At 61.3% G+C, this 25,932-nt stretch carries 26 protein-coding genes and 1 tRNA gene; 13 read left to right on the top strand and 14 right to left on the bottom strand.

The genetic code is table 11. The features are described 5' to 3' along the window. Positions 1 to 15 precede the first annotated feature (15 nt). The 6 genes from B5E56_RS05185 to B5E56_RS05210 all read right to left on the bottom strand — a co-directional run bounded on the left by B5E56_RS05185 (position 16) and on the right by B5E56_RS05210 (position 7,797). Positions 16 to 1,413, bottom strand: coding sequence for an MATE family efflux transporter (locus B5E56_RS05185; protein WP_087388917.1), 1,398 nt, complete (start codon positions 1,411 to 1,413; stop codon positions 16 to 18). A 71-nt stretch (positions 1,414 to 1,484) separates the two neighbouring features. After that, on the bottom strand, positions 1,485 to 1,724 hold the full coding sequence (locus B5E56_RS05190; protein WP_087187138.1) for a hypothetical protein: 240 nt from the start codon (positions 1,722 to 1,724) through the stop codon (positions 1,485 to 1,487). Positions 1,725 to 1,881: 157 nt separating this feature from the next. After that, a complete protein-coding gene (locus B5E56_RS05195; RefSeq protein WP_087388918.1) occupies positions 1,882 to 4,023 on the bottom strand; it encodes an ATP-dependent helicase in 2,142 nt (713 codons plus the stop codon). 91 nt (positions 4,024 to 4,114) lie between these two features. Further along, positions 4,115 to 4,498: a metal-dependent transcriptional regulator gene (locus B5E56_RS05200; protein ID WP_087388919.1), complete on the bottom strand. Its 384-nt coding sequence runs from the start codon at positions 4,496 to 4,498 to the stop codon at positions 4,115 to 4,117. Positions 4,499 to 4,566: 68 nt separating this feature from the next. Continuing rightward, positions 4,567 to 6,945 (bottom strand): phosphoketolase family protein, encoded by a 2,379-nt coding sequence (locus B5E56_RS05205; protein WP_164496872.1) that lies wholly within the window; start codon positions 6,943 to 6,945, stop codon positions 4,567 to 4,569. Between the two features lie 156 nt (positions 6,946 to 7,101). Continuing rightward, the gene (locus B5E56_RS05210) at positions 7,102 to 7,797 is read right to left on the bottom strand and encodes a hypothetical protein (protein WP_087388920.1); all 696 of its coding nucleotides are present in this window, start codon (positions 7,795 to 7,797) and stop codon (positions 7,102 to 7,104) included. A gap of 139 nt (positions 7,798 to 7,936) precedes the next feature. Here B5E56_RS05210 and B5E56_RS05215 point away from each other — a divergent pair, with 139 nt between their 5' ends. From B5E56_RS05215 to B5E56_RS05255, 9 genes are all read left to right on the top strand, one after another. Further along, positions 7,937 to 8,800 carry a class I SAM-dependent methyltransferase gene (locus tag B5E56_RS05215; RefSeq protein ID WP_087388921.1) on the top strand — a complete coding sequence of 288 codons (864 nt, stop codon included), beginning with the start codon at positions 7,937 to 7,939 and terminating at the stop codon, positions 8,798 to 8,800. A 12-nt stretch (positions 8,801 to 8,812) separates the two neighbouring features. Further along, positions 8,813 to 9,673: an energy-coupling factor transporter ATPase gene (locus B5E56_RS05220; protein ID WP_087388922.1), complete on the top strand. Its 861-nt coding sequence runs from the start codon at positions 8,813 to 8,815 to the stop codon at positions 9,671 to 9,673. A gap of 36 nt (positions 9,674 to 9,709) precedes the next feature. After that, positions 9,710 to 10,690, top strand: a complete 981-nt coding sequence (locus tag B5E56_RS05225; RefSeq protein WP_242958776.1) for an energy-coupling factor transporter ATPase — start codon at positions 9,710 to 9,712, stop codon at positions 10,688 to 10,690. Then, entirely contained in the window at positions 10,691 to 11,503 is an 813-nt protein-coding gene (locus tag B5E56_RS05230) for an energy-coupling factor transporter transmembrane component T family protein (protein WP_087388923.1), read from the top strand. 44 nt (positions 11,504 to 11,547) lie between these two features. Beyond that, positions 11,548 to 12,297 carry a tRNA pseudouridine(38-40) synthase TruA gene (gene truA / locus B5E56_RS05235; protein WP_087388924.1) on the top strand — a complete coding sequence of 250 codons (750 nt, stop codon included), beginning with the start codon at positions 11,548 to 11,550 and terminating at the stop codon, positions 12,295 to 12,297. Next, positions 12,297 to 13,526 (top strand): DUF5711 family protein, encoded by a 1,230-nt coding sequence (locus B5E56_RS05240; protein ID WP_087388925.1) that lies wholly within the window; start codon positions 12,297 to 12,299, stop codon positions 13,524 to 13,526. The genes truA and B5E56_RS05240 overlap by 1 nt, the downstream gene beginning before the upstream one ends. Before the next feature lie 15 nt (positions 13,527 to 13,541). Continuing rightward, positions 13,542 to 14,249 (top strand): CvpA family protein, encoded by a 708-nt coding sequence (locus tag B5E56_RS05245; RefSeq protein ID WP_087266215.1) that lies wholly within the window; start codon positions 13,542 to 13,544, stop codon positions 14,247 to 14,249. Between the two features lie 44 nt (positions 14,250 to 14,293). Beyond that, the gene (locus B5E56_RS05250) at positions 14,294 to 14,833 is read left to right on the top strand and encodes a CDP-alcohol phosphatidyltransferase family protein (RefSeq protein WP_087388926.1); all 540 of its coding nucleotides are present in this window, start codon (positions 14,294 to 14,296) and stop codon (positions 14,831 to 14,833) included. A 90-nt stretch (positions 14,834 to 14,923) separates the two neighbouring features. Beyond that, positions 14,924 to 17,470: an ATP-dependent Clp protease ATP-binding subunit gene (locus B5E56_RS05255; protein ID WP_087388927.1), complete on the top strand. Its 2,547-nt coding sequence runs from the start codon at positions 14,924 to 14,926 to the stop codon at positions 17,468 to 17,470. Between the two features lie 57 nt (positions 17,471 to 17,527). On the opposite strand, the gene proC is transcribed toward B5E56_RS05255, so the two are convergent. Beyond that, on the bottom strand, positions 17,528 to 18,601 hold the full coding sequence (gene proC, locus B5E56_RS05260; RefSeq protein WP_087388928.1) for a pyrroline-5-carboxylate reductase: 1,074 nt from the start codon (positions 18,599 to 18,601) through the stop codon (positions 17,528 to 17,530). Between the two features lie 5 nt (positions 18,602 to 18,606). Then, positions 18,607 to 19,560: a tRNA dihydrouridine synthase gene (locus B5E56_RS05265; protein ID WP_242958784.1), complete on the bottom strand. Its 954-nt coding sequence runs from the start codon at positions 19,558 to 19,560 to the stop codon at positions 18,607 to 18,609. Positions 19,561 to 19,754: 194 nt separating this feature from the next. On the opposite strand from B5E56_RS05265, the gene B5E56_RS05270 reads away from it, so the two are divergent. Together B5E56_RS05270 and B5E56_RS05275 are read left to right on the top strand one after the other, a co-directional pair. Next, the gene (locus B5E56_RS05270) at positions 19,755 to 20,318 is read left to right on the top strand and encodes a DUF3793 family protein (RefSeq protein ID WP_087388929.1); all 564 of its coding nucleotides are present in this window, start codon (positions 19,755 to 19,757) and stop codon (positions 20,316 to 20,318) included. 28 nt (positions 20,319 to 20,346) lie between these two features. After that, a complete protein-coding gene (locus tag B5E56_RS05275; protein WP_087388930.1) occupies positions 20,347 to 20,772 on the top strand; it encodes a flavodoxin in 426 nt (141 codons plus the stop codon). A gap of 45 nt (positions 20,773 to 20,817) precedes the next feature. On the opposite strand, the gene B5E56_RS05280 is transcribed toward B5E56_RS05275, so the two are convergent. The 6 genes from B5E56_RS05280 to B5E56_RS05305 all read right to left on the bottom strand — a co-directional run bounded on the left by B5E56_RS05280 (position 20,818) and on the right by B5E56_RS05305 (position 25,139). Continuing rightward, positions 20,818 to 21,813: an asparaginase gene (locus tag B5E56_RS05280; RefSeq protein WP_087388931.1), complete on the bottom strand. Its 996-nt coding sequence runs from the start codon at positions 21,811 to 21,813 to the stop codon at positions 20,818 to 20,820. Then, the gene (locus B5E56_RS05285) at positions 21,814 to 22,419 is read right to left on the bottom strand and encodes an FMN-dependent NADH-azoreductase (protein ID WP_087388932.1); all 606 of its coding nucleotides are present in this window, start codon (positions 22,417 to 22,419) and stop codon (positions 21,814 to 21,816) included. A 31-nt stretch (positions 22,420 to 22,450) separates the two neighbouring features. Further along, positions 22,451 to 23,581 (bottom strand): DUF2812 domain-containing protein, encoded by a 1,131-nt coding sequence (locus B5E56_RS05290; RefSeq protein WP_087266199.1) that lies wholly within the window; start codon positions 23,579 to 23,581, stop codon positions 22,451 to 22,453. Beyond that, complete coding sequence (locus tag B5E56_RS05295; RefSeq protein ID WP_087388933.1) at positions 23,578 to 24,474, bottom strand: hypothetical protein; 897 nt, start codon at positions 24,472 to 24,474, stop codon at positions 23,578 to 23,580. The genes B5E56_RS05290 and B5E56_RS05295 overlap by 4 nt, the downstream gene beginning before the upstream one ends. A 90-nt stretch (positions 24,475 to 24,564) precedes the next feature. Next, a complete protein-coding gene (locus B5E56_RS05300; protein ID WP_087388934.1) occupies positions 24,565 to 24,819 on the bottom strand; it encodes a DUF2812 domain-containing protein in 255 nt (84 codons plus the stop codon). After that, entirely contained in the window at positions 24,816 to 25,139 is a 324-nt protein-coding gene (locus B5E56_RS05305) for a PadR family transcriptional regulator (RefSeq protein WP_087187117.1), read from the bottom strand. Before B5E56_RS05305 ends, B5E56_RS05300 begins: the two co-directional genes overlap by 4 nt. Positions 25,140 to 25,307: 168 nt before the next feature. Here B5E56_RS05305 and B5E56_RS05310 point away from each other — a divergent pair. Further along, positions 25,308 to 25,395 (top strand) — tRNA-Leu (locus tag B5E56_RS05310). A gap of 71 nt (positions 25,396 to 25,466) precedes the next feature. Beyond that, a complete protein-coding gene (locus B5E56_RS05315; RefSeq protein WP_087187116.1) occupies positions 25,467 to 25,895 on the top strand; it encodes a PaaI family thioesterase in 429 nt (142 codons plus the stop codon). Positions 25,896 to 25,932 lie beyond the last annotated feature (37 nt).

The raw sequence follows: 25,932 nt of genomic DNA on the forward strand, positions 1-25,932 counted from the left end.
GCGTTTTTCGCTTTTTCAGGTCTTGAGGGCCCGGTAGGTGGACCGGATGAGTACGACTGCAATGAGAAAAGTCAGCAGGTCAGATACCGGCATGGAGTAGAGCACGCCGTCCAGGCCGAAAAAGCGGGGAAGCAGCAGGGCGAAGCCCACGCCGAATACCACCTCACGGATCATGGAGAGGGCAGTGGAGGCCAGGGCCTTGCCCAGGGACTGGAGGTAGATGAAGGTGCCCTTGTTGACGCAGGCCAGGATCATCATGCACAGGTAGATGCGGAAGGACTTAACGGCAAATTCGGTGTAATAGCTGCTCTCATTGGCGGCACCGAAGATGGCGATGAGCTGGGTGGGGAGGAGCTCCACAATGAGCAGGGCTACCGCGCCTACTGCCGCCTCGGCCAGCAGCAGGTGGGTAAAGAGGTTCCTGGCCCGGTCCTTCCGCCCGGCGCCGATGTTGTAGCCCACAATGGGGATGCACCCGGCGGCAAGCCCCACGGCGATGGAGATGACGATCTGGAAGAACTTCATGACGATACCAACCACTGCCATGGGGATCTGGGCGTACTGGGTCTGGCCGAAGATGGGGTCCAGGGCACCGTATTGCCGGATCATGTTGTTAATAGCAGCCATGGCTGCCACCAGAGAGATCTGGGACAGCAGGCTGCATACCCCCAGGGAGAGAAACTTTGCGATGACGTTCCACTGGAGGGCGAAGCAGCTTCGGTTCAGGGATACCGCCTTCATATGGCACAGGTACCACACAGCCAGGGCGGCAGTGAGGATCTGGCCCAGTACGGTAGCCACGGCGGCTCCCATCATGCCCCACTGAAAGCCGAAGATGAACACCGGGTCCAGGATCAGGTTGACCACCGCTCCCGCCAGGGTGGAGGCCATGGCAAACCGGGGGCTTCCGTCGGAGCGGATGATGGGGTTCATGGCCTGACCGAACAGATAGAAGGGTACGCCCAGGGTGATGTAGAAGAAATACTCCTTGGAGTGGAGGAAGGTCTCCTCGTTGACCCGTCCGCCGAACATGGTGAGGATAGGGTCCTGGAAGAGGAGGTAGAGGGCGGTGAGGATTAGACCGGCGGCGAGGCTGAGCACCACGGCGTTGCCAACGCTGCTGCCCGCCCGCTTGTGCTCGCCGGCCCCCAGGCAGATGCTAACCAGAGCACAGCAGCCGTCGCCGATGAGCACGGCAATGGCCAGAGCTACCACGGTCAGGGGAAACACCACCGTGTTGGCGGCGTTACCGTAGGAGCCCAGATAGGACGCGTTGGCGATGAAGATCTGGTCCACGATGTTGTACAGGGCCGCCACCAGCAGGGATATGACGCAGGGCACGGCGTACCGGGCCATCAAAGACCCGATGGAGTCGGTGACCAGGAAGGAATTGGAGCGCTGTTCCTGTTCCATTTCAAATGACCTCCCAACAAAAGAAAGTGTGTGGCCAGTGCTGGATTTACGCCGTTGGCCACACGCTTTTCTTAATTCAGATAATCGCCCACCGGGCTTTGATTGTACTGCTTTATAATCTTCAGCAGGATGGAGCCGTCGGGCAGCGTATTCTCCTCCAAAATCTTATATTGGGTGCCGTTCCGCTCCAACTGCCTTTTGTAGTAGGCTACTTCCTGACGGACCGACTCTACCGCAAAGTTGTGTTCTACGCCTTCTTTCAGCTGAAAGTGCAGGGTCTGGCAAACACACGCCGCTTTGATCCGTTTCATATAAGTTCCTCCCATTCAGTGTATAAAAGAAACAACGTGCAGATATCAACCGGATTTACGCCGATGATAGCTACACGTTGTATTTTTATTATAACTTATGGGATGGGGACATTCAAAGGTGGTTTTCCACAAAAATAGCGCCCTGAATTTTGGACGGTCAATCATCAATCTGACCATAGTCTCCCGACGGCAGCCGGTGGCCCTCCAGGGTGAACTGGCCCATGCCCAGGGCGGTTGGGAGAGAGAAGGGCTTTACCGTGCCGTCGTCAAAGCGGACGGTGATCCGGTCCCCGTCCCGGGTGGTGAGCAGGCCGGGACCGTAGCGGGCGTGGCGTACCCGGGTGCCGGGGATATAGTCCTTAGCGGCGGCGGCAAGCTGGGCGGACAGGATCGCCGGATCGGGACTTTTACGGACAGGAGCCTTTCTTTTTGGGGGTTCTTCCTGCGGAAAGAGAAAGGAAGAAAAAGTGGAGGCCAGCTCGGGACGGCGGAAGGTCATGACCCACAGCTCCTGCCGGGCCCGGGTCATGCCGACGTAAAAGAGCCGCCGCTCCTCCTCCCGCTGGTTGATCTTCTCCTCGGTTTCGTCCTCCTTGGGGGTGGGAGGCAGCTTGGGCAGTAGTCCATCGGCCACGTCCATTAAAATCACCCGGTCGTACTCCAGGCCTTTGCTGGAGTGGATGGTGGACAGAATGAAGGGACAGTCCGGGTGGGCTGAGCCCCGGCGTACCACCTCCTCCAATTCATCCAGCCGCTGAAGCAGTCCGGCGGGGGTGGGCTCGTTGGCCCCCAGAGCTTCCAGAATGGGCAGCTTGCTGTTGTCTGCCCCCCGGTCTTCCAGGTAGGCCCCGTAACCCATGAAGTGGACGATGCGGTATACCGCCTTGTCTGCCCGCTCCTCCAGCAGGTTATTCATGTGAGTCTGAAGAGCTTTACACTGCTTGCGGCTCCAGGGAGAGAGGGTGGAGCAGCCCGCCAGATATTCCAGCAGGGTCTCCCCGGTGGGAGAACACTGGCTGACTGCCTCCTGGGCGGCGGCACGGCTGATGCCCGCCCCCAGCTTGTAGTATAGGTCCAGGAACAGCTCTCCGTTCCAGGGGTCCTGGGCCAGTCGGATGATGTTGGTCACATCCCGCACCACCCGGTGGGTGAAAAAGCCGCTGTCCACCTGGCGGCAGCGATAGGGGGTACCGGAGCGCTCCAGCAGGTCCATGAGGGGGAGGGCGCTGTCGTTGTCCCGGTAGAGCACCGCCGTCTCCTGATCGCAGTTCTCCGCCACCTTGGCCAGATACTGATACTGCCGCTGCCGGTCGTACACCTCTACCTGCCGGATGGCCGGGCCGTCGCCTCCGGCGGCGTGCATGGTCTTGGGGCGGCGCTGGGTGTTGAGCCGGATGAATTTGTCCGCCGCCGCCACGATCTGGCGGGTGGAGCGGTAATTCTGCTCCAGCAGCAGCACCTGAGCACCTGGATAGGTGTTCTCAAAGGAGTGGAGAGCCTGGGGACAGGCGGCCCGAAAGCCGTAGATGCTCTGGTCCTCGTCTCCCACCATGAAGAGCTGGACCTGATTCCCCGCCAGCAGGCGGATGATGGCGTGCTGGATTTGGGAGGTGTCCTGGGCCTCATCCACACACAGGTAGGGGTAGCGGCGCTGCCACTCCTGGAGAATGGTGGGATAGCGCCGCAGGATCTGGTAGGCGTAGCCCAGCTGATCGTCGTAGTCCATGAGCCGCCGTTGCCGCAGAGCTTGGTTGTAGGCCTTATAGACAGCGGGAAATTCCACCCCCTCCACCTCAACGTCGTTCAGATCGATCTGGCCGGGAAGATGGTTTTTTACATAGGTGATGGCAGTTTGAATGGCCTTGATGGTGGCCTCCGGGGCGTATTCCTGGGTGAGATTACGGCAGATCTCCCCGATGAGGGCGGCCTGCCGCCCGGTGTCCTCCAGCAGATCGAAGGCCTTCTGGTCCACCAGCTGTTCGCACCGGCGGATGATGGAGGAACATACCCCGTTGATGGTGCGGAAGGACAGCCGTTCCGCCAGCTCGGGGCCAAAGAAGGAGGCAAAGCGCTGGCGCATATCCCGGGCGGCGGAGACAGTATAGGTCATGGTGAGGATGGACCGAGGGTCCACACCCAAGCCTAGCACCAGATAGCCGATGCGGCTCACCAGTACGGTGGTTTTTCCGCTGCCGGGCACTGCCAGCAGCAGCACCGGGCCGTCCACAGCCTGAACGGCGGCCTCCTGCTGCTTATCCAGGCACAGGCCGTAGGTTTTTTTGAATTGGGCGAAGGTCATACTTGTTTCTCCTGTGGCAGATGAAGGATTCCTACGAAAAATGGCCGCCATTGGCGGCCATTTTTTCAGAATGACAGGGTATAGGTGGCACTTAGGGCTGGGAGAGCCCGCCGTTGCCCAGAGCGTGCTCCTTGATCTTCTGGAAGGTCTCGTCGCTGAGATCGTGCTCCACCTTGCAGGCGTCGGCGGCGGCTACCTCAGGGCTGACACCCAGGAAGGTAAAAAACTGGGTAAGCAGCTGGTGCCGCTCGTAGATGCGCTTGGCGATCTCCTCTCCGGCGGGGAGGAGGGAGATGAGTCCGTCCTTGTCCATCTCGATATAGCCGCTCTCCCGCAGCTTCTTCATAGCCACGCTGACGCTGGGCTTGGAGAAGTGAAGTTCATTGGCGATGTCGATGGAGCGAACCGTACCGTGCCGCTGGCGGAGACTGAGGATGGCTTCCAGGTAGTTTTCGGAGGATTCGTAGATATTCATGACAGATTCCTTCCCATCCATACTATTTCTATAAGATTAGCACAGAACGGGCCCTTTGGCAAGGTGGATCAGATCCCTGCGCCGCCGTTCCATCTCCAGTCCCGAATCTCGGGCATATCCTGGCCGTGGGCGGTGATGTACTGCCGGTGTTCCACCAGCTTGTCCTTCATCAGCTGGATGAGGAAGGCACCACGGTTACCCAGCTGGGGCAGCCGCTTGACGGTGTCGATAACCAGGTCGAAGCGGTCGATGTTGTTCTGCACCCGCATATCAAAGGGGGTGGTGAGGCCGCCCTCTTCCTTATAGCCCCGGACGTGAAGGTTCTTGTTGTGCCGCCGGTAGGTCAGCTCATGGACCAGGGAAGCATAGCCATGGAAGGCAAAGATAATGGGCTTATCGGTGGTGAAGAGCACATCGTAGTCCTCATCGGTGAGACCGTGGGGGTGCTCGGTGTGGGGCTGCAGCTTCATCAGATCCACCACGTTGACCACCCGCACCTTCAGCTCGGGCAGATAGCGCCGCAGGATGGTGACGGCAGCCAGGGTCTCCAGTGTGGGCGTCTCACCGCAGCAGGCCAGCACCGCGTCAGGCTCGGCCCCCTGGTCGTTGGAGGCCCACTGCCAGATGCCAATGCCGTGGGTGCAGTGCTTGATGGCCTCATCCATGGTGAGCCACTGGGGCCGGGGGTGCTTGGAGGTCACCAGCACATTGATATAGTTGCGGCTCTTGATACAGTGGTCGAAGCAGGACAGCAGGCAGTTGGCATCGGGGGGCAGGTAGAGCCGCACCACGTCCGCCTTCTTGTTGGCCACATGATCCAGGAAACCGGGGTCCTGGTGGGTGAAGCCGTTCTGATCCTGCTGCCACACGTTGGAGGACAGCACATAGTTGAGGGAGGCGATGTCCTGCCGCCAGGGCAGGGGACCGGCCACCTTGAGCCACTTGGCATACTGGCTCACCATGGAGTCCACGATGCGGATAAAGGCCTCATAGCTGTTGAGGAAACCGTGACGGCCGGTGAGCAGATAGCCCTCCAGCCAGCCCTGGCACATATGCTCGGACAGCATCCCGTCCAGAATGCGCCCGCTGGGGGACAGTCCCTCATCGGAGGGCAGCCGGTCGGCATTCCACCGGCGGTCACTGGCCTCCAGGGCAGCCCACAGCTTGTTGCTCATGGTTTCGTCCGGGGAGAAGATACGGAAGTTTTTGGCCTTCTGGTTCAGCTTGAGCACGTCCTTGACGTACTTGCCCAGCTCGGCCATGTCCTCCGCCTCCGCCTCGCCGGGGGCGGGGACCTCCACCGCGTATTTGGAGAAATCGGGGGTGCGCAGGTCACGCAGCAGCAGACCGCCGTTAGCGTGGGGGTTGGAGCCCATTCGCCGTTCTCCCTGGGGAGCCATAGCCCGCAGAGCAGGGATGGGTGCCCCCGCTTCGTCAAAGAGTTCCTCCGGATGATAGGAGCGCAGCCACTCCTCCAGAATCGGCAAGCGCTCCGGGTGGGCATCGTCCACCGCCAGAGGCAGCTGGTGGACCCGGCTGGTGCCCTCCAGGGCTACCCCATCCGCCTCTTTGGGACAGGTCCAGCCCTTGGGAGAACGAAACACCACCATGGGCCAACGGGGACGCTCGGTCTCCCCGAAGGAACGGGCGCTCTCCTGGATGCGCTGGATCTCACGCACCGCCCAGTCCAGGGCAGCCGCCATCTTCTGGTGCATTTGGGCCGGGTCATCTCCCTCCACGAAACGGGGGGTCCAGCCGCAGCCCTTGAAGAAGTCCTCCACTTCCTCGGCGGAGATACGGGCGAAGAGGGAGGGGGTGGCGTTCTTGTAGCCGTTGAGGTGCAGAATGGGGAGCACCGCCCCGTCTCCCACCGGGTCTAGGAACTTGTTGCCGTGCCAGGCGGCAGCCAGAGGGGCGGTCTCGGCCTCGCCGTCGCCCACCACGCAGGCGGCGATCAGGTCCGGGTTGTCCATGACGGCGCCAAAGGCGTGGGCCAGAGAGTAACCCAGCTCGCCGCCCTCGTTGATGGAGCCGGGGGTGTCTGGGGCACAGTGGCTGCCCACGCCGCCAGGGAAGGAGAACTGCTGGAAGAGCTTGCGCATTCCCTCCTCATCCTGGCTTACGTTGGGGTAGACTTCGCTGTAGGTCCCCTCCAGATAGGTCTGGGCCAGCACGGCGGAACCACCGTGGCCGGGGCCGCAGACGTAGATCATGTTCAGATCGTACTTGGTGATGACCCGGTTGAGGTGAGTATAGATAAAGTTCTGGCCTGGTACTGTGCCCCAGTGTCCCACTGGGGTGTGCTTCAGGTGCTCCGGCTTCAGAGGAGTACGGAGCAGGGGGTTGTCCCGCAGATAGAGCTGGCCGGCGGCCAGGTAATTGGAAGCCCGCCACCAGGCGTCCAGTTTCCGCAGAGCCTCAGGGCTGAGCGGACCTTTTTTGGACATACGGGCCGATGTTTTGACTGTAACTTTGGTGCGGGGTCCGGAGGATTTTGCCAAAGGGATGCACTCCTTCCACAAAAAACAGACTGACGCCGCCGGACAACAGAAGGGGCTGTTGCAGCAGACTGCAACAGCCCCCATGCCCGCGCGGCGGGGTTTTTATTTCTCGTCCAGGGGCAGGGGCGCGGGGGGCGCAAATTGATCCGCGCAGTCCTGAGCCAGCTTGCGCAGGTGCTCGTCCTGACTGCTGAAGTTGGAGGACAGCTGCTCCAGCATCTGGTGCAGCTTGTCCAGCTCCTGACCGGTGCGGGAGATGGCCCCGTCCATATCCGAGCGCAGCAGGTCATAGCCTGCCTGCACCTTATGGAGCCACTGAGTGACCTCGGTGTGGGCCCGACGGACCTTTTCCTCCGCCTCCTGTTGTACCTCCTGAGCCCGGCAGTGGGCCTCGAGTTCGATGCCGGCGGTGCGGTCCTTTACCTGCTGGTAGGCGGCGGCGTCGCGCTCGGCCTGAGCCAGGCGGGCATTGGCGTCGGTCAGCTGAGCGGCGGTCTGCTCGGCCTCTCCACGGACCTGAGCCAGCTGGGCCCGCAGCGCGTCCGCTTCTTTGCGTGCCTCATCCAGCTGGGCAGTCAGGGCCTCCTTTTCTTTGGCCAGCGTCTCAGCCTGCTCTTTGGCCTGTCCGGCCTGCGCCGCCAGCTCCTCCTTTTCGGCCGCCAGCTCATCCCGCTCCCGCTGAAGCTGGGCCAGCTTTTCCAAGTGGGTCTGGTTGGAGGATTCAATATAACTCAGCACATCCTGCTTCTGGAAACCGCCGAAGGTGGCGGTACGAAACTGAAGCTCTGTGGCGCTCATAGGGGACACCTCATTTCCACAAATTCATGCCTATTTTAACACAGTTTTCTCCATAACACAATCCGCTCTTTTCGTTGACTCGACAGGGGTAGAATGATATAATAGGATGATTATGACAACAATGACCGGGAGGATGACTATGTGGGTCTCTGACGGATGGAAAGATTATGAACTGCTGGACTGCGGCGGGGGGGAGCGTCTGGAGCGCTGGGGCAAGTTTACTCTGGTGCGCCCGGATCCCCAGGCTATTTGGCGCCCCGAAGGGCGGCATCCCGGCTGGAACCGGTACGACGCCCGGTACCAGCGGTCCTCCACCGGCGGCGGGCGCTGGGTGAAAAAGGCCCTGCCCGAGCGGTGGACGCTGGGCTATAAGGAGCTTACCTTTAATATTAAGCCCATGAACTTCAAGCACACCGGCCTGTTCCCCGAGCAGGCGGCCAACTGGGACTTTGCCATGGAGCGCATCCGCTCCGCTGGCCGGCCGGTGAATGTGCTCAACCTGTTTGCCTACACCGGCGGGGCCACCGTGGCCTGCGCCGCGGCGGGCGCCAGTGTGTGCCATGTGGACGCTGCCAAGGGTATGGTGAGCTGGGCCCGGGAGAACGCCGCCTCCTCCGGCCTCACCGACGCCCCCATCCGCTGGATCGTGGATGACTGCGGCAAGTTCGTGGAGCGGGAGATCCGCCGGGGACGGAAGTACGATGCCGTCATTATGGACCCGCCCTCCTATGGACGGGGTCCCTCTGGCGAGATCTGGAAGCTGGAGGAGAACCTGTTCCCCTTTGTGGAGCTGGTGACCGGGGTGCTGTCGGACAACACCCTGTTCTTCCTCATCAACTCCTATACCACCGGCCTTGCCCCCTCGGTACTCACCTACCTGCTGGAGACACTGGTGGCCCGGAAATACGGCGGCCATACTGAGAGCCAGGAGCTGGGTCTGCCGGTAACCGCTACCGGCCTGGCGCTGCCCTGCGGTGCTACCGGACGATGGATCTGCGACTAAGAAGGAGACGCTATGGGACAAGCCATTCTTGAAACAAAGGACCTGCACTTCCGCTATGACGAGGAGGAGGGCCCTTCCCCGGTGGTGCTGGACGGGGTGGACCTCCAGATCCAGGAGGGCACCTTCGTGGCGGTACTGGGCCACAACGGTTCGGGGAAATCCACCCTGGCCAAGCATATGAATGCCATTTTGCTGCCCACCGGCGGCAAGGTTTATGTGGACGGTATGGATACCGCCGACGAGGAAAAACTGATGGATATCCGGCGTACCGTGGGCATGGTGTTCCAGAACCCGGACAACCAGATCGTTGCCAACGTGGTGGAGGAGGACGTGGCCTTCGCTCCGGAGAATCTTGGAGTACCCCCGGAGGAGATCCGCCGCCGGGTGGACGACGCCCTGAAGGCGGTGGGGATGTATGAGTACCGGGAGCACGCCCCCCATCTGCTCTCCGGCGGTCAGAAGCAGCGGGTAGCCATCGCCGGCGTCATCGCCATGCAGCCCCGATGCATCGTGCTGGACGAGCCCACCGCCATGCTGGACCCCATCGGCCGCTCCGAGGTGCTGAAAACCATCAAGGAGCTCAACCGTACCTCCGGGGTGACGGTGGTACTCATCACCCACCACATGGACGAGGCCGCCCAGGCCGACCGTCTGGTGGTTATGTCCAAGGGCAAGGTTATTGCCGACGGCGCCCCCCGTGAGGTATTCAAGCAGGTGGAGGCACTGAAGGAAGTGGGTCTCACTGTCCCCGAGACCACCGAGCTTCTGTGGGAGCTGCGAAAGGCAGGGGTGGACGTCTCCCTGGACGCCCTCAGCGACGAGGAGTGCGCCCAGGAGTTGTATCAGCTGCTGAACCAGGGCGTTACCCCGTAAGGGGAATGCACCATTGTGATAAAGGACTGAAGCAAATTGGAACCGATTATTCAGACGGAGCGCCTGAGTCATATCTATTCCGCCGGCACCCCCTTTGAGCACGGGGCCCTGGTGGACGTGGACTTTACCGCCTACCGCGGGGAGTACCTGGGCATCATTGGCCACACCGGCTCGGGCAAATCTACCCTGATCCAGCACCTCAACGGCCTGTTGAAGCCCACCTCGGGCAGAGTGCTCTTTGAGGGCAAGGACATCTGGGAGAGCAAGGAGCGTACCCGCCAGACCCGCTTCCAGGTGGGACTGGTGTTCCAGTACCCCGAGTATCAGCTCTTTGAGGAGACCGTTTATAAGGATATTGCCTTCGGCCCCGGCAACATGGGGCTGGAGCCCGACGAGATCGACCGCCGGGTGCGGCAGGCCGCCCAGTTCGTGGGCCTGAAGGAGGAGACTCTGGAGAAGTCCCCCTTTGAGCTCTCCGGCGGTCAGAAGCGCCGGGTTGCCATTGCCGGCGTCATTGCCATGGAGCCCTCGGTGCTCATTCTGGACGAGCCCACCGCCGGCCTGGACCCGGTGGGCGTGGAGTCCATTCTGGGCAACATCCACGACTACCATGTGGCCAAGAATGCCACCATCATCATCGTCTCCCACTCTATGGAGGAGATGGCCCGGACGGTGGACCGCATCGTGGTGGTCAACGACGGCAAGATTCCCTTCTCCGGCGCTCCCCGGGAGGTATTCGCCCACGGGGACGAGCTGGAGCGTATGGGACTGGGTGTGCCCGCCATGACCCGGGTGTTCCACCGGCTGCGTGCCATGGGGGTGGACATCGACCCCTCGGTGTACACCATCCAGCAGGCCAGGGACGCGATTCTGGCCAAACTCAATGGGGCCCCCCGCAAAGCCGGGCAGCGGCTTTGCGGGGAGAGGAAGAAGGAGCCTGTGGATATGGAATTTTCAGCCGGTCTGGCTGGAAATGGAATGGAGCAGGCTGCTTCTGACGAGAAGGGGGTGGTGTAAATGGCGCTGAAAGACATTACCCTGGGCCAGTACTTCCCGGGCAAGACCATCATTCACCGGCTGGACCCCCGCACCAAGCTGATCGGTACCATCGCCTATATCGTAGCCCTGTTTCTGGCTGCCAATGTGGTGACCTACGCCATTTTGCTGGTGCTGCTGGCTGCCTTGATCGCCATTTCCAAGGTGGGGCTCAAGAGCATCCTGCGGGGCATGAAGCCCATCTTCATCATTATCCTCATCACCGCCATTCTAAACCTGTTCTTTACCCCCGGTGAGGGGGAACCGCTGGTGTCCTGGTGGGTGTTTACCATCTACGCGGAGGGCATCCGGGCGGCTGTGTTCATGATCCTGCGGATTATGATGCTCATCACCTGCACCTTCCTGCTGACCTACACCACCTCACCCATCATGCTCACCGACGGCCTGGAGAAACTGCTCAGCCCCCTGAAGGTGATCCGGATACCCATTCACGAGCTGGCCATGATGATGTCCATTGCCCTGCGGTTCATCCCCACCCTCATTGAGGAGACCGACAAGATCATGTCCGCTCAGAAGGCCAGAGGCGCCGATTTCGACAGCGGCAACCTGATCCGCAAGGCCCGCGCCCTGGTGCCCCTGCTGGTGCCCCTGTTTATTTCCGCCTTCCGTCGGGCCGACGAGCTGGCGGTAGCCATGGAGTGCCGGTGCTACCACGGCGGCAGCGGACGCACCCGCCTGCGCCAGCTGAAGATGAAGGGTGTGGACATTCTCTCCCTGCTGCTGTCGGTGGCTCTGTGCGTGGGTATCGGCGTGCTGGCTCACTACGGTTGGTAAGGGACCACAATTTTTACCAAAATTTAAGGTTTACTGAAGGACTTATGAGAAATATTGCGTTAAGATTGATGTATGTGGGCACGGCCTACCACGGCTGGCAGGTCCAGAAGAACGCCGTTACCGTGGCTGAAACTCTGGAAAAGGCCCTGGCCACGGTGGTAGGCCATCCGGTGAAGTGTACCGGCGCAGGCCGTACCGACGCCGGGGTCCACGCCGAGACCTATGTGGCCAACTTCCGCACCACCTCCCGCATCCCCTGCGACCGGCTGCCCCTGGCGGTGAATACCCGGCTGCCCGATGACATCGTAGTGGTGAAGGCCACCGAGGTGCCGGACGAGTTCAACGCCATCGGCTCCTGCCTGAAGAAGGAGTATACCTACCGGATCTACAACTCCCACATCCGCAACGCCTTCTATGTAGACCGGGCCTGGTTTTATCCCAAGCACCTGGACGAGGGGATTATGCAGCGGGCGGCCTCCCACTTTGTGGGTACCCATGACTTCGCCGCTGTCCGCAGCGTAGGTACCGAGACCCGCACCACCGTGCGGACGGTCCACTACTTCAATATCACCCGCAGCGGTCTGATGATCGAATGCAAGGTGTGTGCCGACGGTTTCCTGTACAACATGGTGCGGGCCATGGTGGGCACCTGCGTTTATGCCGCCGAGGGTAAGTTTTCTCCCGACGACGTACCCGCCATCCTGGAGGGCAGGAACCGCACCGCCGCAGGTCCTACGGTGCCCGCCGGCGGCCTGTACATGACAAAGCTATGGTACCATGAGGATGTGTTGTAATGCCTCGCCACATAATTTCCAAGAAGGCGCATAGACTGAACGAGGACAAGGACGCCAATCCCTCCCGCAAGAAGGAGAAGCGGCCCAATCCAGTGCTGCGGCTGCTGGCCTTTCTGCTGACCGTGGTCATGGTACTGGGCGCCATCTTCCTCATCGTCAACTATGATAAATTGAATTTTGACTCCATCAAGCGGTGGTTTGCCTACCGGGATCTGGAGCGAGGAGACAGCGGACAGGCTGAATCTTTCCCATTTGACGGGGACAGCAGCAGCACCTTTGCCAGCCTGGACGGCGATCTGCTGGTGTGTTCCACCACCGGTGTGCGGCTCTATTCAGCCAGCGGTCAGGTGTATGTGGACCGCACAGTCACCATGGAAAACCCGGTTGCGGTAGCCGCCGGGTCCACCGCTCTGGCCTACGATGCCGGCGGCCAGACTCTGTTGGCCTGCCGGAACCGGGAGGAGGCCTTTACCCTGGAGCTGGCGGAGGACGAAGAGGTGCTCTCCGCCGATGTAAACGGGAAGGGCTGGATGGTGACGGTGACCCAGGAGAGCGGTTATAAGGGCGTGGTTACGGTGTACGACAGTCAGTTCCAGCCCCAGATGCAGGTGAGCCTGTCCAGCCGCTTTATCATGGATGCAGCCCTGTCGCCGGACAACAGTACGGTGGCGGTGCTCACCATGGGCCTCACCGACGGCACCTTCACCAGTCAGGTGGAGCTCTATCCCACCGCCGGCGCCGCTTCCGATGCCTCTCCCCAGACCACCTGCACGGTGGGCGGCCAGGTGATCCTGGACATGACCTGGGGCGACAGCGGGATCTGGGCCCTGGGTGAGGATGAGATCTATCATCTGGATGATTCCGCCGCCCTGACGGGCAGTTATTCCTATTCCGATCGCTATCTGAAGGGCTTTTCCCTGGCAGGAGACGGCACCGCCGTTCTGCTGCTGGGCAAGTACCGGGCAGGCAGCACCGCTGAGCTGGTGGTGGTGGACACCCAGGGCGAGGCCCGGGCCACCATGGCTCTGGACGAGCAGGTGCTGTCCATCTCGGCGGCCGGGCGGTATATCAGTCTGCTGACCGCCGATCAGCTGAACATCTATGACCAGGATCTGTCGGTCTATCATTCCCTGGAAGAGACCCAGAGCGCCCGCAAGGTGCTCCAGCGCTCCGACGGCAGTGTGCTGCTCATCGGCAACGACACCGCACGGGTCTATTTGCCCCAGTAATCACGGAGGAACCCTATGGCAATCGTATTTGAACTGATCGTTGTGGCCATCCTGGCGGCCTTTGTGCTGCTGGGTATCAAGCGGGGACTGGTTTTGTCCCTGTGCGGCCTGGTGGGCGTGCTCATCGCCTTTGGCGGCGCCGGCGTGCTGGCCCGTACCCTGTCTCCCATGGTGGCAGACGCCCTGGAGCCCAAGTTTGCTGCCGCCATTGAGGAGCAGCTGGACCAGCAGATCCAGGCCAGCCTGGAGGAGAACGGCCAGACAGGGGAGGAGGCCCCCACACCGGATACCCTGCCTCTTCAGGACGTGCTCAACGCCCTGCGGGACATGGGTTTCTATGAGCCTCTGATCAACAGCGTCAACCAGGCGGTAGAGAACGGTATGACCGAGGTGGCCGCCAGTGCCGCAGCTAAGGTGGCGGCGGCCATCGCCCAGTCAGCGGCCTATCTCATCCTGTTCCTGGTAGGTTTTGTGGTTATTCTCATTCTGTGGAAGCTTGTAAGCCGGGCTTTGGATTTGGTGGCCCGCCTGCCGGTGCTCCACTTCCTCAATAAGACTCTGGGCGGCGTGTTTGGCCTGCTTCAGGGCTGCCTGATCCTGTTTATCGCCGCCTGGGCCATCCAGTTCATGGGTAATCTGATCCCGGCGGAGACGGTGGAGCACACGGTACTGCTGAAATTCTTCATGACCACCAATCCTATGAGCCTGCTTTCCGGCGTGTAACCGGCAGCGATCTGAGAAAAAGAGAGAAATTCAGGTGAATCGACATGACAGTCCCCAATATTCTGTCCCTGTTCCGGCTGTTTCTGGTGCCGGTGTTTGCGGTGGCGTTTTTCCAGCCCATGCCGGACGCCCATACCTGGGCGGCCCTCATCTATCTGGTGGCCTTCCTCACCGATATTGCCGATGGCTGGATCGCACGCCACTTCAATCAGGTCAGCAAGCTGGGCCGCATTCTGGATCCTGCGGCTGACAAGTGGATGACCTTTACGGTTATTATTTGTATTACAGTGGATGGCATTATCCCCCTGTGGGCAGTGATCGTGTTCTTCTGCAAGGAGCTGTGCATGGCCATCGGCGGTTATCTCATGTATCGCCGTCTGGGGGATGTGATCCCCTCCAACTGGCTGGGTAAGCTGTCTACCGGCGTGTTCTTTGTGGTGTGTGTGGCCCTGATGCTGTTCCCCGCCATCCCCAGAGCGGGGCGCACCGCCATGATCGGCGGGGCTCTGGCACTGACGCTGCTGGCGCTGGCAGGGTATATTTATCAATATTGCCGCATGATGCGGGAAAGAAAGCCGGCATGATTCATACCCAGTTCATAATTTCGGATTAGAATCATCTCTCCGGGGAGAGGGCCCGTACGGGGCCGTCCCCGTCAAAGGAGCTGAACATATATGCAACCCACACTTTGTTCCAGATGTCATAAGAATGTAGCCGTCATCTTCATTCAGAAGATGGAGGGCGGCACCACCAAGAGTGAGGGGCTGTGCCTCAAGTGCGCCAAGGAAATGGGCATCAAGCCCGTGGAAGATATGATGCAGAAGATGGGCATCACCGACGAGGACCTGGAGGGACTGACCAACGAGATGATGTCCGCCTTCGGAGGAGCCGAGGGCATGGAAGGCCTGGTGCCCAGCGACGACGGCGACCAGGACGAGGAGGACGAGGGCAAGACCGCCACATTCCCCTTCCTGAATAAGCTGTTCGGCGGCGGGGCCCAGAATCCCCAGAACCAACCCCCTGAGCGGGACAACAGCCGGGACCAGCGCACCGACAAGGATAAGAAGGGCGATAAGCCCCCCAAGCGGAAGTTTTTGGAGAACTACTGTATCTCTCTGACCCAGAAGGCCGCTGAGGGCAAGCTGGACAAGATCATCGGCCGGGACGAGGAGATCCAGCGCACCATTCAGATCCTCAACCGCCGGCAGAAGAACAATCCCTGCCTCATCGGTGAGCCCGGCGTGGGCAAGACTGCCATTGCCGAGGGCCTGGCCCAGAAAATCTGGGCGAGGGACGTACCCTATAAGCTGCTGGACAAGGAGGTCTACCTGCTGGACCTGACCGCCTTGGTGGCAGGTACCCAGTTCCGGGGCCAGTTTGAGAGCCGCATGAAGGGCCTCATTGAGGAGATCAAGAAGCTGGGCAACATCATTCTGGTGATTGACGAGGTCCACAACATTGTGGGCGCCGGCGACGCCGAGGGGTCTATGAACGCCGCCAATATCCTCAAGCCCGCCCTCAGCCGGGGGGAGATCCAGGTCATCGGCGCCACCACCCTCACCGAGTACCGCAAGTACATCGAGAAGGATTCCGCTCTGGAGCGGCGGTTCCAGCCGGTGATGGTGGAGGAGCCCTCCATTGAGGACAGCATTAAGATCATCAAGGGCATCGCCCCCTACTATGAAAAGTACCACTTCGTCTCCATCTCTCCTGAGATGTGCCGCCTGGCGGTGACCATGAGCGAGCGGTATATCACCGACCGGTTCCTGCCTGACAAGGCCATCGACCTCATCGACGAGGCCTGCTCCGACGTGAACCTCCACAACAAGGCCCTGGCCCGTGAGGTGGAGGTGAAGAAGGAACTGGAGCAGCTGGGTCAGGAGCGGGAGAACCTGATGGTGGAGGCCAACGACCGGGATTACAAGCGCCAGACCGCCCTCAAGAACAACGAGAGCCGCCAGGGCGAGATCCGCCGGGAGCTGAACAAGCTCACCGCCGAGCACGATGCCCTTATGGGCAACCCCGCCACCACCGAGGCCCTGGGGGCCAATGAACGCCGTCAGGCCAATTTCCGCAAGGAACTGGACAACCTGGCTGCCGAACGGGAGAAGCTGATGGCCGACCAGGGCAGCAGCAAGGACTACGAACGGCTGGCCTCTATCAAGAGCCGGGAGATCCAGCTCCAGGACGAGCTGAGCAAGCTGGATGCCCAGAGCGCCCCGCCCCTGACGGTGGAGCACCTGGCCCGGGTCATTGAGCTGTGGACCAAGATCCCTGCCAGCCAGATCCAGGAGGCCGAGTATGAGCGCCTGGCCAAGCTGGAAGACCGGCTGAAAGAGCACCTCATCGGCCAAGACGAGGCGGTCCACGCCGTGGCCGCCGCCGTCCGCAGGGGCCGGGTGGGCATCGCCTCCAAGCGCAAGCCCGTGTCCTTCATCTTTGTGGGCTCCACCGGCGTGGGCAAGACCGAGCTGGTCAAGCGGCTGGCCATGGATATGTTCCACTCTCCCGAGTCCCTCATCCGGCTGGATATGAGCGAGTTCATGGAGAAGTTTGCCGTCAGCCGCATCATCGGCTCCCCCCCGGGCTATGTGGGCTATGACGAGGCGGGCCAGCTCACCGAGAAGGTGCGCCGCAAGCCCTACTGCGTCATCCTCTTCGACGAGATTGAGAAGGCCCACCCCGATGTGCTCAACATTCTGCTCCAGATCCTGGACGACGGACACATCACCGACGCTCAGGGCCGCAACGTGAACTTTGAGAACACCGTTATCGTCATGACCTCCAACGCGGGCAGCGACGCCCGCACCTCCGCCGGCAGCGTGGGCTTTGGTCGCACCGCAGACCAGCAGGGGAGGGAGCGGGCCATGAAGGCGCTGGAGTCCTTCCTGCGGCCTGAGTTCATCAACCGGGTGGACGAGATCGTCTACTTCAATAAGCTCACTGAGGACAACTTCAAGGCCATCGCCGCCATCATGCTGGGCGAACTGCGGGATACCCTCAAGGAGAAGGGCATCACCTTCACCTGGGACGACGCTCTGCTGGACCACCTGGTCCGCAAGTCCTACTCCCAGACCTACGGCGCCCGCAACCTGCGCCGCCAGATCCAGAAGGACCTGGAGGACGACATCGCTACCAAGCTCATCGACAGCTATCTCCATCCCATCTCCGCCATCCACGCCACGTCGGACGGGGAGAAGGCCGTTATCACAGCGGAATAAGCGTAAAAAACCAGGGTGTGCCCTACGGCACACCCTGGTTTTCTGTTTGTGGGGTTATTACACTTTTCCCAGATCCACCGTCTTATGGTAGGCAGCCTCCACCGCCTCAATGGCGGCAGAGCGGAAGGCCCGGGCCTCCAGGGCGGCCACACCGGCGATGGTAGAGCCGCCGGGGGAGCACACCTCATCCTTCAGCTGGCCGGGGTGCTTGCCGCTCTCCAGCACCATAGCGGCGGAGCCCAGCACCATCTGGGCGGCGTATACCATGGCCTGCTGCCGGGGCAGACCAACCTTCACCGCGCCGTCGGCCAGAGCCTCAATGAAGGGATAGACGAAGGCGGGACCGCAGCCCGCCACGGCGGAGAAGGCGTCGATCTGACCCTCCGCCAGCCGTTCCACCCGGCCCGCCTTGGCCAGAATGGCCTCCACGGCCTGATAGTGTTCCTCCTTGGCATTCGGCTCGCCAGTGAGGGCCAGCATCCCCATGCCAATGGAGGCGGGGGTGTTGGGCATGATCCGCAGGATGGCGGGGGAGCAGTCTTCCAGCCAGCCCCGCAGGGTGGCGATCTGAATACCGGCGGCAATGGTCACCAGTACGGTGTCCGGCTTCTCCCGCAGGGCAGGGACCAGGGCCTTCACCACCCCCTCCATCACCTGGGGCTTGACGCACAGAAAGACGTACTCGGCCTGCCGAAGGGCGTCCCCGTTGTCCTGAACCGCGGTGCAGCCCAGCTTTCCGGCCAGTTCCTCTGCCTTGGCGTAGGCGTGGTCGGTAATGACCACCTGGTCCGGGCCAATGGCCTGGCAGGCCGCCTGAATGAGGGCGCCGCCCATGTTGCCTGCGCCGATAAATGCCGCTTTTTTCATAAAAGATCCCAGCTTTCTTTGATAATCTGCGATGAGCGCCAGCTTGTCCTGCCGGCGCAGCTGCTTGATGGCGTATTCCCGCCGGAGAGCCGCCCCCTTGTCAGGACAGGCCTCCCGGTAGACCACCTCCACCGGCAGGCGGGAGCGGGTGTATTTGGCCCCTCTGCCGGAGTTGTGGACCGCCACCCGCTTGTCTACGTCGGCGGCGGTGCCGGTGTACAGGCTGCTGTCGGCACACCGGAGGATGTAGACCCAGTATTCCATGGCCCTCACCAGTCGGGCCGGAGCACGGGGGAGAGTTCCAGGTCGGAAAAGACAGAGCGTACCGCAGACTCGTAGTCCAGCGGGTCCCGGGCCTTCTTGATGGCCTTGGACAGCTTGTCCCCCTCCAGAAACAGGCGGATCAGGTAGAACCAGACCTCCTTCATACGCAGCATGGCGTTGCGGCGGCTGCCAAAGGCTTCCGCATAGCTCTCATACACCTGGTCCACAAACCCGGCCAGTTCCATCTTGCTGGCGGCGGAACCGCCCTTGAGGCGGCGGGCCAGGGCAGGGTCTCCGGCTAGCCCCCGGCCCAGCATGAGCCGTTCTGCCGCCGGGAAGGCGGCCTGGAGCCTGGCGGCGTCATCAGGGGTGTAGATGTCTCCATTGTAGCAAACCGGGAAGGGGGAGTTCTCCAGCGCTGCCCCGAAGCAATCCCATCTAGGGGTATTTTTATACATATCCGTCCGTACCCGAGGGTGGACGATCAGCTCCGCCAAGGGATATTTTCGGTAGATAGCCAGCAGGGCGGGGAATTCCTCCGGGTCCTTCAGGCCAATCCGGGTCTTGATGGAGAGGGCGCAGGGGGCCTTTGAAAAAATCTCCTCCAGAAAGGCATCCAGTTCCGCCGGATGGCCCAGAAAGCCGGAGCCCTTGCCCTTGGCCACCACCGTGCCTGAGGGACAGCCCAAGTTCAGGTTGACCTCCTGGTAGCCCATGGCGGCCAGTTCTCCCGCCGCCCAAAGAAAGTCCTCTGCGTTTCGGGTGAGCAGCTGAGGCACCGTGGGAAGGCCGCCGTTGTGCTCCTGCAGGATCTCCCGTAATTCCCGTTTGGTAAAGCGGTGGTCCTGAGTGGGAGTCAGAAAGGGAGTGAAGTACCGGTCCACCCCGCCGAACCAGCGGGCCAGGGCCTGCCGGTAGTAAACTGTGGTCAGCCCCTCCATGGGGGCGAGGGATACCATCAAACAACTCGCTCCTTTTGTCATGCTAAAGAAAATTGTAGCAGGACAGGCTGCTGTCGTCAAGCGGAGGGAAACGCAAAAAAGGGGTTGACAGGGGAGGGGAAGTATGGTATTTTTATGACGCGGTTAGTGATAGCTAACCAAAAATAAAACGATTTGGTTAGCGTATACTAACCTCGAAAGGAGCACAAAAGATGTCCCTGCAAGCCGCCCTTGTTGAACATGGCTCTCCCACCCTGGCGGGGCTGAAGCCCGCCAGCCTGTTTCGGTACCAGCCGGAGGAGGGGGGAGACTTTGCCGGGGAATTTCTTGCCTGCCGCCGGGAGCTGGAGGAGCGGGGACTGGTGCTCACCCTGCTGAAGGGCTGCCGGAGGACAGGGGCCTATCTGGTCTATCTCTACCGGAAGGAGGCCCTGGCGGGGCTGCTGGATCAACCGGATCACCGGGACTTTCTCCGGGAGATGGGGTATGAACCCTGGACGGAGAGCCGGGGCTGCCTGCGTCAGCTGGCCGCCCGTTTGTGCCTGGAGGGGGAGTTCCCCCATGAAATCGGGGTGTTCCTGGGCTATCCGCTCTCCGACGTGAAGGGCTTCATCCGCCACAAGGGGAAGAACTTTACCCTCTGCGGCTGTTGGAAGTGCTACGGCGATCCCAGAGAGGCCCAGCGGCAGTTCCGCCGGTTCAAGGAGTGTACCAATGTTTACCGCCGCCGGTTTGCGGCAGGGGCTACCCTGAGACAGCTGACCGTGGCGGCATAAGTAAGATGATTCAGAAAGGAAGATTCAGATGAGCAAGATCGCAGTGGTTTATTGGAGCGGCACCGGCAACACCGAGGCCATGGCCAAGCTGGTGGAGGAGGGCATCGTGGCTGCCGGCGGTCGGGCCGACCTGCTGCCGCCCACCCTCTTTACTCCTGATCTGGTGAGCGGCTACGATGCCATCGCCTTCGGCTGTCCCTCTATGGGGGCCGAGCAGCTGGAGGAAGGGGAGTTCCAGCCCATGTTTGACGCCGTTAAGGGCAGCCTGGGGGGCAAGACCATCGGCCTCTTTGGCTCCTACGGCTGGGGAGACGGCGAATGGATGCGTACCTGGGCGGAGGAGTGCGAGGACCTGGGGTGCAAGCTGGCCGACGAGCCGGTGATTGCCCACGAGGCCCCCAATGCCGACGCCGCCGACGCCTGCCGGGATCTGGGCAAGGCTCTGGTTAGTTAAGAAAAAACGGGCGTGCCGCCTTGTGCGGTACGCCCGTTTGCTGTGTTATGCCATTTCTCCCGCCAGGGAGCGCTCCATGTAGTCCCGGATGATCTCCGGGTCGTCAGTCTGGCCCAATACCCACATGAGCTTGGTGACCGCCGCCTCGGTGGTCATGTCCCGGCCCTGGATGACCCCCTGGGCCAGCACCTTCTGGCCCACCTCGTACACCGAGAAGTCGCTGGGCTCGTACAGGCACTGGCTGCATACCACCACCGTCATGCCCGCCTGGGCGGCAGTCTGGAGCTTGGAAATCAGGTCCCGGCGGACGAAGTGGAGCCCGCCCGCACCGAAGGCCTCAATAACGATGCCCCGGTAGTGCATCTGGAGGAGCATATCAAAGATCTCCGGGTCCAGGCCGGGGGTGAGCTTGATGAGAAATACCTTGTCGCACAGCCTGTCCCGCAGGGTACAGGCCCCGGCGGTGGTGGGGATGGCCTCCCGGTGGATCTGAAGGCCTTTGCCGTCCACCGAGGCGGCCAGGGGCCAGTTGACGCTCTCGAAGGCATCAAAGTCGGTGGTACGGGTCTTGACCGCCCGGCAGCCCAAAATCACCTTCCGGTCGAAGGCCAGGAATACACCAGCCACACCGGAGGCTGCCATAGCCAGAGCGGTGCGCAGGTTCTCCATGCCGTCGCTGAGAGGGTGGGTCATGGGCAGCTGAGCCCCGGTGAGTACCACCGGGATGGAGATGCCCCGGAGCATGAAGGACAGGATGGAGGCGGTGTAGGCCATAGTGTCGGTGCCGTGGGTGATGACGATACCGTCATAGGCGCCCCGCTGCTCAAAGACGTGGCGGGCGATGGTCTGCCACTCCTCGGGCTGGATGTTGGAGGAGTCCAGATGGAGGATGTCCCGGATGGTGATGTCGTAGGAGTCGGTAACGCCCCGGGGGAGCAGCTCGGCCAGCTCCTCTCCATCCAGGCCGGGGGCCAGGCCGTCGTCGGTGGGCAGGGAGGCGATGGTGCCGCCGGTGGTAAGCAGGAGAATGCGGCTCTTCACTTAAAACACCTCCGCCATGGCGTCCGCCCGACCCATGGCCTCGGCCAGAATGGCCTCTTTGTCGTTGCGGATGTCATCCAGTCCCTCGGCGGCCAGACACTGGAAGGAGGGGATGCCGTACATGGCGCACAGAGCCTCCAGCTGCCGGGCGCCCATCTCCATCCATGCCGTTTCAGGCAGAGAGAAGTTGCCGCCCCGGGTGGTAATGAGCAGCAGCTTACCCGCCTTGCACAGGCCCACGTTGTTGCCCTGCTCGTCGTAGCCGAAGGTGATGTTCGTCACCGAGATCCGCTCCAGATAGATCTTCAGGATGGCGGGGAAGGACAGGTCCCAGAAGGGGGCTGCGACTACAATGCGGTCGGCGGCGGCAAACTGGTGGGCCAGGTCGAACATGGGATCGTCCAGCTTGCCTGCGTTCCAAAGTTCATCCCGCTCCGCCAGCACTTCGGGATACTGAGGTACCGGACGGTCCTTGCACAGGTCCACCTCGGTGACGGCTCCATCGGGGTGGGCCTTCTGCCAGCTTTCCAGGAACCGGCGGGCCAGCTTCAGGGTGCGGGACCGCTCACCCCGCACACAGGCGTTGATAAAAAGAAGTTGTTCCATGGTGTTCACGCTCCTGCGTCTGTTTTCCTGTCTATGCTATCACAGATTCCAGAAGGGCGCAAGCGGACCGGTCCAATTCCCCCAGCAAGGAGGATACTGTATTGTTATCCGTAAGGTTCAGTTTTTCCGCCTCGATGTGGACCACCCGGTCCCCCTGCCGGAAGATCAGGCCGTTGCCTTCGTCCCAGTGGTAGGTCCAGGCCTGGTCGTAGCCCAGTTCCGCCTGGGTCAGCGCTGCAGGGTCGTGCAGGTGGAAATAGCGGTCCAGGCGGCCCTGGTCGCCCTCGATGGCCCGCAGATCGTCACAGATGATACCGGCCAACCAGCTTGTGCGGCAGTCATAGGATTCCACCCACAGATCCCCATCTTTCTCTGAGAACCGGCGATACTCTGCTGTCTGTCCGAACACGGAGTCTCCAGTGGTCAGGGTGCTGCCTCCTTCAAAGGTTGTATGGCTGTCGGAGATACTTATGAAAAGGCTGATCCCGATGCCCAAGGCTATGAGCGCATAGCACAGGGGTGCAGCGCCCCGGAATCGGGCAGTGCTCCGGCTGGGAATCGGTATGGGAGCGTTATGTTCCACTGCCCGGCGGCATTTCCTCCGGTAGCGGACCACACGCAGCCCCAGATACAGTACCAGGGCGGCCCATGCCAACAGAAGCAGCTGAGCTAACATAGCCCCGTTGGAGAAAAACATCTCCCACACCCGGGGCTGATCCCGGAACAGGTTGATTGCCCCATAGACCGACCAATAGATCACCAAGTAAAAAAAGGTATTGGCCTGATTCCGAAGGCTCTTTTTTAAAACCTCTTCCCATTCCATGCTGCCGTCGGTCTGAATGGGGGCGGGATGGGTACCGGGTTTGGCCTGGAAATAGAACAGACCGCCTGCCTCATCCAACAGATCCCAGCCTGCCTCATTACACAGGGCCAGATAATCCGCCCGGGACTGTTCGTCCTTCCGGCTGCTGCTCTTCCACCGAGCGGGCTCCACCCAGCAGCGGCGGGGCTGCTCTGAGCGGTGGAAGGCGGCGGTGAAAATGCCCAGCTCCGCCAGCTCCCAGCCGTTGTCTGCCAGCTGGTCCAGCTCCGCCTGAGCGGCTTTGGCGTCCTCGACAGTGTAGCGGAACCAGCGGATACAAGTTTGTTTCTCCTGTTTCATGCCGTGGAAGCCTCCAAATGAATGAGTACCTGATCCAGCCACTGGCTGGCGGGTGGTCCGCTCTCCACCCACAGGATCGTATTACCCCGGCGGAGCACGTAGCTGTCCCCGTCAGTCCATACGCCGTCATAGCCGGGGAGGGGGGACATATTCTGTTTTGTCAATGCGTTCTGCACATCGTTGGCCAGCCAGTTCCAGGGCAGCACCCAGCCCTGGCCCTCCAGCGCAAGCGTGTAATCTGTCCCATCCGGCGACCACCACTCGGTCCATTCCGTGTGGGCGGCCAGGAAAGTGGCGCTGTCCTCCCGGAAGGTGGCCTCCGCTGTTGGCAGGAGCCGCTGTTCTGCCAGGGGAGGAGCCACCTGGAGCCGGGCGGTCAGGGGAGACAGGGGCAGCAGACTGACTGCCAGCAGAACCGCCGCACCCCCGGCCATGATCCAGTTTCCCCGCCGGGCCCGCCGGTACTCCGGACCCTGTTTGAGCAGGCCGTAGAGGAGAGCGCCGATGACACTGCCAACCATCCATGCACGGGAGTATACTCCGGCATTCACATCCAGCAGCAGAGCCAGGAGGAAAAGGGGGATCAGCAGGCAGCCCAGCACCACCAGCAGGCGGGCCGCCATGGCGCTTTTAGGTCCTGGCGTGGGGAAGGGGAGGCCTGCACTTGCCGCCTGCCGCCACTGGATCAGCCGCAGCAGCAGCCGTCCGGACCACAGCAGTCCTCCGGCCAACAGGAGGGGCAGACACAGAAAGACCAGCGCCGCAGTGTTGTACCTGGTAAGAATCCATACCCAGAAGAGCAGGGCCGTCCCTGTACCTGTCCAGTTGGTGGCCACGCCCAACAGGGGCAGCAGCAGAAAACAGATCAGGCAGACCGCCCAGCCGAACATCATACGGTGAAGGGATTTTTTCCGGAACCGCCGGTACTCCAGTTCACCGTCTGTCTGGATGGGAGGTGTGCCCGCCGGGGCCTCATAGATGTTTCAGTAGCCGGTCTGGGCCGCCTGATACCACCCGGCGTCGGCCAGCAGACGGAGGTAGTCCGGCCCATCCTCCCGAGCGGGGTCGTACCAGTCCAGACTGTAGGTCACCGGCTTCTCCGCCGGAACAAAGCGGGCCAGCAAGTTGAGCCACAGCTTTTCCAGCCGCCAGCCTTCTTCAGCCCGGCGGTTGAGCATAGCCTCCGCCGCCTTGATGTCCATGACAGGATAGGCAAAGAGCGTCCATTTCCGCTTCATGTCGTTTCCTCCTCACGCAATACCTGTTCCATATCCGCCGCCTGCTGGCGGATGCGCTGGTACTCGTCCTGAAGCACCTTGTCTCCCTGGGGGGTAAGCTGATAGTATTTCCGGTTGAGTTCCGTCCGGGTGAGCAGGATCAAACCATCCTTTTCAAATCGCTCCAGCAGGGCGTACAGGGTACCGGCTCCCACGTTCACCCGGCCATTGGTGAGGGCGGTGATGGACTGCATGATACCGTAGCCGTGGCGCTCCTGCCGCAGGACCAGCAATACATAGAACATCTGCTCCGTCAGCGTCTCCAGCTTCTTGCGTGCCAATGGTAACCACCCCCCTTTGTCAGCTTCATTATATAGCGATATTCGATACAAAGTCAATAGCGAATATCGATATAAAAAGAAATTTAAAAAAAGTGAAAAAGAGTGTTGACAACCTGGATTCGACGTGGTAATATATATCTCGCGCTGAACGACAGCGCAACGCCAAATGCGCGAGTGGTGGAATTGGCAGACTCGCTAGATTCAGGTTCTAGTGTGCATTACGCACGTGCGGGTTCAAGTCCCGCCTCGCGCACCAGATGAAAGGACATCCGAAAGGATGTCCTTTTGTTTTTACTCTGATGATGTCGCAGGAAAGGAGATTGATCTATGCCTGAGCTGAATGAGATCCGGAGCCGCTTTGCAGGGGACCGTTTTGCCACCGAGGCCGCCGGCGCTGCCATCCGGGAGGCCGGGCCCGGACGGGCGGTGTGCGTGATGCCCATCCGGCCGGTTCACCTGAACGCCAACTCCGCCCCTATGGGAGGCGCGGTGTTCACCTTGGCCGACTTTGCCTTTGCGGTGGCTGCCAACGGATTCAGTGACCGTATCACCGTTACCCAGCAGGTGTCGGTCAGCTTTCTCTCCGCCGCCCGGGGGAGCACCCTGATCGCTGAAGCCAGATGCCTGAAGGCCGGCCGTACCACTTGCCTCTATGCCGTGGAGGTGACTGACGATCTGGGGGCCAAGGTGGCCTACCTCACCGTCAACGGCTATACCGTGGGGGCCGCCCCCGGGGCCGGGAAAAATCCTGTCTGAGCGCAAAAAAATGGCTGCCGCCGGCAGCCATTTTTTG

The sequence above is a fragment of the Flavonifractor sp. An112 genome, assembly GCF_002161085.1.
GTDB lineage: Bacteria > Bacillota > Clostridia > Oscillospirales > Oscillospiraceae > Flavonifractor > Flavonifractor avicola.

What these genes read in the sequence shown, in the direction of transcription:
- B5E56_RS05185 (WP_087388917.1), bottom strand. Translation starts at nt 1,413, where the DNA reads ATGGAACAGGAACAGCGCTCCAATTCCTTCCTGGTCACCGACTCCATC.
- B5E56_RS05190 (WP_087187138.1), bottom strand. Translation starts at nt 1,724, where the DNA reads ATGAAACGGATCAAAGCGGCGTGTGTTTGCCAGACCCTGCACTTTCAG.
- B5E56_RS05195 (WP_087388918.1), bottom strand. Translation starts at nt 4,023, where the DNA reads ATGACCTTCGCCCAATTCAAAAAAACCTACGGCCTGTGCCTGGATAAG.
- B5E56_RS05200 (WP_087388919.1), bottom strand. Translation starts at nt 4,498, where the DNA reads ATGAATATCTACGAATCCTCCGAAAACTACCTGGAAGCCATCCTCAGT.
- B5E56_RS05205 (WP_164496872.1), bottom strand. Translation starts at nt 6,945, where the DNA reads ATGTCCAAAAAAGGTCCGCTCAGCCCTGAGGCTCTGCGGAAACTGGAC.
- B5E56_RS05210 (WP_087388920.1), bottom strand. Translation starts at nt 7,797, where the DNA reads ATGAGCGCCACAGAGCTTCAGTTTCGTACCGCCACCTTCGGCGGTTTC.
- B5E56_RS05215 (WP_087388921.1), top strand. Translation starts at nt 7,937, where the DNA reads ATGTGGGTCTCTGACGGATGGAAAGATTATGAACTGCTGGACTGCGGC.
- B5E56_RS05220 (WP_087388922.1), top strand. Translation starts at nt 8,813, where the DNA reads ATGGGACAAGCCATTCTTGAAACAAAGGACCTGCACTTCCGCTATGAC.
- B5E56_RS05230 (WP_087388923.1), top strand. Translation starts at nt 10,691, where the DNA reads ATGGCGCTGAAAGACATTACCCTGGGCCAGTACTTCCCGGGCAAGACC.
- truA (WP_087388924.1), top strand. Translation starts at nt 11,548, where the DNA reads ATGAGAAATATTGCGTTAAGATTGATGTATGTGGGCACGGCCTACCAC.
- B5E56_RS05240 (WP_087388925.1), top strand. Translation starts at nt 12,297, where the DNA reads ATGCCTCGCCACATAATTTCCAAGAAGGCGCATAGACTGAACGAGGAC.
- B5E56_RS05245 (WP_087266215.1), top strand. Translation starts at nt 13,542, where the DNA reads ATGGCAATCGTATTTGAACTGATCGTTGTGGCCATCCTGGCGGCCTTT.
- B5E56_RS05250 (WP_087388926.1), top strand. Translation starts at nt 14,294, where the DNA reads ATGACAGTCCCCAATATTCTGTCCCTGTTCCGGCTGTTTCTGGTGCCG.
- B5E56_RS05255 (WP_087388927.1), top strand. Translation starts at nt 14,924, where the DNA reads ATGCAACCCACACTTTGTTCCAGATGTCATAAGAATGTAGCCGTCATC.
- proC (WP_087388928.1), bottom strand. Translation starts at nt 18,601, where the DNA reads ATGGAATACTGGGTCTACATCCTCCGGTGTGCCGACAGCAGCCTGTAC.
- B5E56_RS05265 (WP_242958784.1), bottom strand. Translation starts at nt 19,560, where the DNA reads ATGGTATCCCTCGCCCCCATGGAGGGGCTGACCACAGTTTACTACCGG.
- B5E56_RS05270 (WP_087388929.1), top strand. Translation starts at nt 19,755, where the DNA reads ATGTCCCTGCAAGCCGCCCTTGTTGAACATGGCTCTCCCACCCTGGCG.
- B5E56_RS05275 (WP_087388930.1), top strand. Translation starts at nt 20,347, where the DNA reads ATGAGCAAGATCGCAGTGGTTTATTGGAGCGGCACCGGCAACACCGAG.
- B5E56_RS05285 (WP_087388932.1), bottom strand. Translation starts at nt 22,419, where the DNA reads ATGGAACAACTTCTTTTTATCAACGCCTGTGTGCGGGGTGAGCGGTCC.
- B5E56_RS05290 (WP_087266199.1), bottom strand. Translation starts at nt 23,581, where the DNA reads ATGAAACAGGAGAAACAAACTTGTATCCGCTGGTTCCGCTACACTGTC.
- B5E56_RS05295 (WP_087388933.1), bottom strand. Translation starts at nt 24,474, where the DNA reads ATGATGTTCGGCTGGGCGGTCTGCCTGATCTGTTTTCTGCTGCTGCCC.
- B5E56_RS05300 (WP_087388934.1), bottom strand. Translation starts at nt 24,819, where the DNA reads ATGAAGCGGAAATGGACGCTCTTTGCCTATCCTGTCATGGACATCAAG.
- B5E56_RS05315 (WP_087187116.1), top strand. Translation starts at nt 25,467, where the DNA reads ATGCCTGAGCTGAATGAGATCCGGAGCCGCTTTGCAGGGGACCGTTTT.